Raw genomic sequence first — 4,959 nt, forward strand, 5'->3', positions numbered from 1 at the left:
ATTGTGCACGGGGGAGTGATGGCGCGCATTGTACCCCCTGCCCCGAATCACCAGATGAAACAGTCCGTTACCACGCCTTTCGCAAGCTATCGCGACGATAGGCAGCGTGTTCAGCCGCCACGCGCGGCGCGCCAGCCGGTGAACAACAGCGCGGCCTGCGATGGCAGCGGAGCAGGTTCGCCCCGGCGCGCGAAACGGAGAAGGCGGCCCTGCACGTAGGCGGACAGCAGGCGACGCTCGCGTGCGCCCTCGCGCAGGGGCCAGGCTTCGAGCAACGCGGTGGCCCAGGCCCGGAGCTGGCCCGCTTCATCCGCGCCTTGCCGCAGGCTCACCGGCACGGCTGCGCCGCCGACCTCCATCAAGCGGGCAGCCAGCATCTCGGCAACGATGGCCTGCGAGGCGGGCATGCGCCCCAGCACTCCGTTCTCCACGGCAGCAACCGCTTCGCCGTAACGCGACAACGCGGCGAAGCCCGCCTCGTGATCCCGCGCTACCGCGCGCGCTTCTGCAAGCGTGGGCAACGCATCGGCAAGCCGCGCCCAGTCGGCGCGCACCGGTTCGAGACGACGGCCGAGCGGATGTCGCGAACGTTGCGAGGCCCAGCCACGCAGTTCCTCGCCCCACCAGGCCAGCTTGGCGTCCGCCGGCAGGGGGTCGCCAGCGATGTTCAGGATGTCCTCGAACTCCTGCAGCAGCGCGAACCAGGCCACCACGATGTCGCGTCGCGCGGGCGCAACGAATACTTCGGCAACCGACCATTCCGGCCATCGGGCGCGCCATTTGTCCAGGAAGCTGTCGAGGGCGGCGGAATCGGACATGCAGTGGAACTCTGTAGGAGCGACGTCAGTCGCGACCGTGAGGCTGGCGCGCATAGGCGTCTGGACGCAATACGTTCTCTATTCGCGACTGAAACAATCGAGGACTGCAACCGTGCGGTCGCGACTTACGTCGCTCCTACAACGGCCGGATCGAGGGCCAGGCCGACGGTGCGATGAGGGCCTCGGGCGACTCGACCATGACATCCGCTTGCCACTGCGCAGGCTCCTCATGCGCCTGCCGGTATCCCCACAATGCCGCGATGGACGGCATGCCGGCGGCACGCGCCGACTGGATGTCGCGCTCGTCGTCGCCCACGTACACGCAGTCGGCGATGGCGGTGCCGATGCGCTCGGCGGCGACCTGCAACGGCAGTGGATGCGGCTTCTTTTCGGCCAGCGTGTCGCCGCCGATCAGCACGGCGCATCGCGTTTCCCAGCCCAACTGCGGCAGGATGTCGCGCGCAAGATACTCCGGCTTGTTGGTCACGACGCCCCACGTGCTGCCCGCCGCTTCCAGCGCATCGAGCATCTCGGCGACACCGTCGAAGAGCACGCTGTGACGRCCGAGTTCTTCCTGGTAGATCGCCAGGAATTCCGGCACCAGCGCTTCGCGGGGCGCCTTCTCCATGTCCGGGAACGCCGCGGCCAGCATCGCGCGTGCACCCTTCGATACGTGCGGACGCAGGGCCGACAGGGCCATCGCGCCGATGCCGCGCGATGCACGCATGCGGTTGGCGGTGGCCAGCATGTCCGGTGCGCTGTCGAGCAACGTGCCGTCCAGGTCGAACAGCGCCGCGCGCGGGAAACCGGTCATCGTCACGGCTTCACCGCGCTGGCGAGATAGTTGACGTCGGTGCGCGAGGCCAGCCGCGCCCGCTGGCGCCAGGGCTCGTAGGCCAACCCGGTGACGTCCTGCAACTGGAAGCCCGCCTCGCGCAGCCAGGCGGCCAGCTCCGATGGCCTGATGAATTCCTTGTAATGGTGCGTACCCTTCGGCAGCAGGCGCGCGACGTACTCTGCGCCAACGATCGCCAGGGCGAATGCGGCCGGCGTGCGGTTCAGCGTGGACAGGAAGAGGTGGYCGCCCGGCTTCAGCAGTGCATGGCACGCGCGGATGATCGCCGCAGGATCCGGCACGTGTTCCAGCATCTCCATGCAGGTGACCACGTCGAACGTCCCGGGCCGTTCCTCGGCCAGCGACTCGACCGAACGCAACTGATAGTCGACCTGCAGGCCGGACTCGAGCTTGTGCAGCCGCCCTACCTTCACCAGTTCAGGGGCGAGGTCGATCGCGGTGACGTGCGCACCCTCGCGGGCGAGCGCCTCGCTGAGAAGACCGCCGCCGCAGCCGACGTCCAGCGCGGTGGCACCCGGCAGGCGGGCGCGTTCGCGGACATACTGCAGGCGGACGGGATTGAGTGCGTGCAGCGCCTTCTGGGGACCATCCGGATCCCACCAGCGATTGGCGAGAGCGCCGAACTTGTCGAGTTCGGCCTGGCTGAAATTGTCGTCGCGGGGCGCTGTCGAGGTCGTCATGCCGCCATTGTAAGACGACGCCGGCCATGGCGCCGTCACGCATCGCTCAGGACAGACGGATGCCGGCGATCCGCTCGCGCCACTGCCGCGCATTGGCGATGACGCCGTCGATGTCGATATCCACCAGCACGCGCTGCCGCAGCTTCGGCCGGCCCGCGATCCAGACGTCGCTGACCTGCTGCCGTCCGGTCGCATAGATCAGCTGCGACACCACGTGGTGCAGCGGCTGGGTCTCCAGCGCCGACAGGTCGACGCAGACCAGGTCGGCCTGCTTGCCGGGTTCGATCGAGCCGATGCGGTCGTCGAAGCCGATCGCCTTGGCACCGCCCAGCGTGGCCGCGCGCAGCGCGCTGAACGCATCCAGCGCTGCCGCATCCTGGGCCACGGCCTTGGCCAGCAACGCCGCAGTACGGGTTTCGCTGAACATGTCCAGGTCGTTGTTGCTGGCGCAGCCGTCGGTACCGACCGCCAGCGTCACGCCAGCGCGCTCCAGCGCGCAGGCGGGGCAGAAGCCCGAGGCGAGCTTGAGGTTGGATTCGGGGCAATGCACCACGCTGACGCCGCGTTCGGCGCAGAGATGGATCTCGGCCTGGGTCAGCTGGGTCATGTGGATGGCGATCAGCCGGTCGTTGACCAGGCCCAGCCGGTCCAGGCGCGCGATCGGGCGCTGGCCGTGCTTCTCGATCGACTGCTCCACTTCCTGGGCGGTCTCGTGCAGGTGCAGGTGAACCGGCACGTCGAGCTGGTCGGACAGCATCCGCACGCGTTCGAAATTGGCGTCGTTGACCGTGTATGGGGCATGCGGGGCGAACGCCGTCGCGATCAGCGCATCGTCGCGCCACTGGTCGTGCACTTCGCCGGCCTTCTCGAAGTACTCATCGTCCGACGCGGCCCAGGCAGTCGGGAAATCGATGACCGGCAGGCCGACGCGCGCACGGAAGCCGTAACGCTTGTAGGTCGCCGCCTGTACGTCGGGGAAGAAGTAGTTCTCGTTGACGCAGGTGGTGCCGCCGCGAAGCATTTCGGCGATGGCCAGGGTGATGCCGTCGGCCACGAAGTCCGGGCCGATCACCGCCCCCTCGATGGGCCAGATGTGCTGCTGCAGCCAGACCTTCAACGGCAGGTCGTCGGCCACGCCGCGCAGCAGCGTCATCGGGTTGTGGGTGTGCGCGTTGACCATGCCGGGGATCAGCACCGCGTCCGGACGCGATACCGTCTCGCGCGGCGCGAAGCGCGCGCGCGCGTCGGCCACCGGCAGCACGGCGACGATGCGGCCATCGCTCACGGCGACCGCATGGTCTTCCAGCACCGCGCCGTGCGGAACGACCGGCACCACGAAGCCGGCTTCGATCAACAGGTCACAGGCAACGGGCGTACGGTCGTTCATGGCGCCTCGGCTCAGAATCCCAGCGTATAGGTCAGGCCGATGGCGCCGGCCCCGAACAGCAGCCAGCACAGCAACATCAGCGCCAGCGCGCGGCCGTAGCCCAGCCGCGGCACGGCGGGAAACAGGTACGCCAGGCTGGCGTTCCAGCACAGCATCACTCCCAGGCCGGCGAGCAGTACGCCGACGGCCCAGACGCCGAGGTACAGCGCGAGCTGTCCCATCACTTGACGCGGCTGACGTATTCGCCGGTACGGGTGTCGACCTTGATCACTTCTTCCTGGCCGACGAACAGCGGGACGCGCACGACGGCGCCGGTTTCCAGCGTGGCCGGCTTGCCGCCGGTGCCCGCGGTGTCGCCCTTCACGCCCGGGTCGGTCTCGGTGATCTGCAGCTCGACGAAGTTCGGCGGGGTCACCTGGATCGGGTTGCCGTTCCACAGGGTGACCACGCAGTCTTCCTCGCCCTTCAGCCACTTCTCTGCGCCGCCCATGCCGGCCTTGTCGGCCTGCACCTGCTCGAAGGTCTCCTGCTGCATGAAGTGCCAGTACTCGCCATCGGTGTACAGGTACTGCATGTCGGTATCCACCACGTCCGCCGCTTCGACCGAGTCGGTGCTCTTCATGGTGATTTCCTGCACGCGGCCGCTCTTGATCAGGCGGTACTTCACGCGGGTGAAGGCCTGGCCCTTGCCCGGCTTGACGTACTCGGTATCGGTGATGATCGCCGGGTCGTTGTTGATCAGGATCTTCATCCCGTTCTTGACGTCGTTCATGCCGTAACTGGCCATGCTGCTGCTCCTGGAGGTAAGGCGTACCCGCCGCGCGAGGCGGCCGGCCGGATAGAATGCGGGGACCCGCCGGACCCGGCGGGTGCTTGTTTTCAGACCCGACATGATAACCGCAGCCCCCGACCCCCGACAGCCCGCTGCCCGGCCGGCCCTCCGCTGGCAACAGGCCTGGCGCGATGCCGTGCGCGATCCCCGTGAACTGCTGGCATTGCTGGGGCTGGAGTCGCTGGCGGATCGCGTGTCCGACCAGGCCGCATCGCAGTTCGCCCTGCGCGTGCCACGCGGCTTCGTGGCTCGCATGCGCGCTGGCGATCCGCACGATCCGCTGCTTCGCCAGGTGCTGCCCCTGGACGACGAGATGCGCCCCGCATCCGGCTACGGGCTGGATGCCGTCGGCGACGGCGCCGCACGCACCGGGAACGGCGTGATCC

6 protein-coding genes and 1 pseudogene are annotated in these 4,959 nt (G+C 68.2%); 1 reads left to right on the forward strand and 6 read right to left on the reverse strand.

From position 1 onward, the window contains the following. Positions 1-110: 110 nt before the first annotated feature. The 6 genes from AC04L7_RS12245 to efp form a co-directional block, all read right to left on the reverse strand. Complete coding sequence (locus AC04L7_RS12245; protein ID WP_435997981.1) at positions 111-818, reverse strand: isoprenoid biosynthesis enzyme family protein; 708 nt, start codon at positions 816-818, stop codon at positions 111-113. A 136-nt stretch (positions 819-954) separates the two neighbouring features. Beyond that, positions 955-1,632: a phosphoglycolate phosphatase gene (locus AC04L7_RS12250; RefSeq protein WP_435997979.1), complete on the reverse strand. Its 678-nt coding sequence runs from the start codon at positions 1,630-1,632 to the stop codon at positions 955-957. Between the two features lie 2 nt (positions 1,633-1,634). Further along, positions 1,635-2,354, reverse strand: coding sequence for a bifunctional 2-polyprenyl-6-hydroxyphenol methylase/3-demethylubiquinol 3-O-methyltransferase UbiG (ubiG, locus tag AC04L7_RS12255; protein ID WP_475513098.1), 720 nt, complete (start codon positions 2,352-2,354; stop codon positions 1,635-1,637). 46 nt (positions 2,355-2,400) lie between these two features. Continuing rightward, a complete protein-coding gene (locus tag AC04L7_RS12260) occupies positions 2,401-3,741 on the reverse strand; it encodes a TRZ/ATZ family hydrolase (protein WP_435997975.1) in 1,341 nt (446 codons plus the stop codon). Between the two features lie 11 nt (positions 3,742-3,752). Beyond that, a complete protein-coding gene (locus AC04L7_RS12265; protein ID WP_435997973.1) occupies positions 3,753-3,962 on the reverse strand; it encodes a hypothetical protein in 210 nt (69 codons plus the stop codon). Next, positions 3,962-4,528 carry an elongation factor P gene (gene efp, locus AC04L7_RS12270; RefSeq protein WP_162338187.1) on the reverse strand — a complete coding sequence of 189 codons (567 nt, stop codon included), beginning with the start codon at positions 4,526-4,528 and terminating at the stop codon, positions 3,962-3,964. The genes AC04L7_RS12265 and efp overlap by 1 nt, the downstream gene beginning before the upstream one ends. Positions 4,529-4,631: 103 nt before the next feature. On the opposite strand from efp, the pseudogene AC04L7_RS12275 reads away from it, so the two are divergent. Further along, positions 4,632-4,959, forward strand: a pseudogene (locus AC04L7_RS12275) (EF-P beta-lysylation protein EpmB); the annotation flags it as partial.

It is taken from the genome of Pseudoxanthomonas sp. LjRoot204_2 (assembly GCF_056175765.1).

Coding starts and splice junctions, on each gene's coding strand:
- AC04L7_RS12245 (WP_435997981.1), bottom strand. CDS start 818: ATGTCCGATTCCGCCGCCCTCGACAGCTTCCTGGACAAATGGCGCGCC.
- AC04L7_RS12260 (WP_435997975.1), bottom strand. CDS start 3,741: ATGAACGACCGTACGCCCGTTGCCTGTGACCTGTTGATCGAAGCCGGC.
- AC04L7_RS12265 (WP_435997973.1), bottom strand. CDS start 3,962: ATGGGACAGCTCGCGCTGTACCTCGGCGTCTGGGCCGTCGGCGTACTG.
- efp (WP_162338187.1), bottom strand. CDS start 4,528: ATGGCCAGTTACGGCATGAACGACGTCAAGAACGGGATGAAGATCCTG.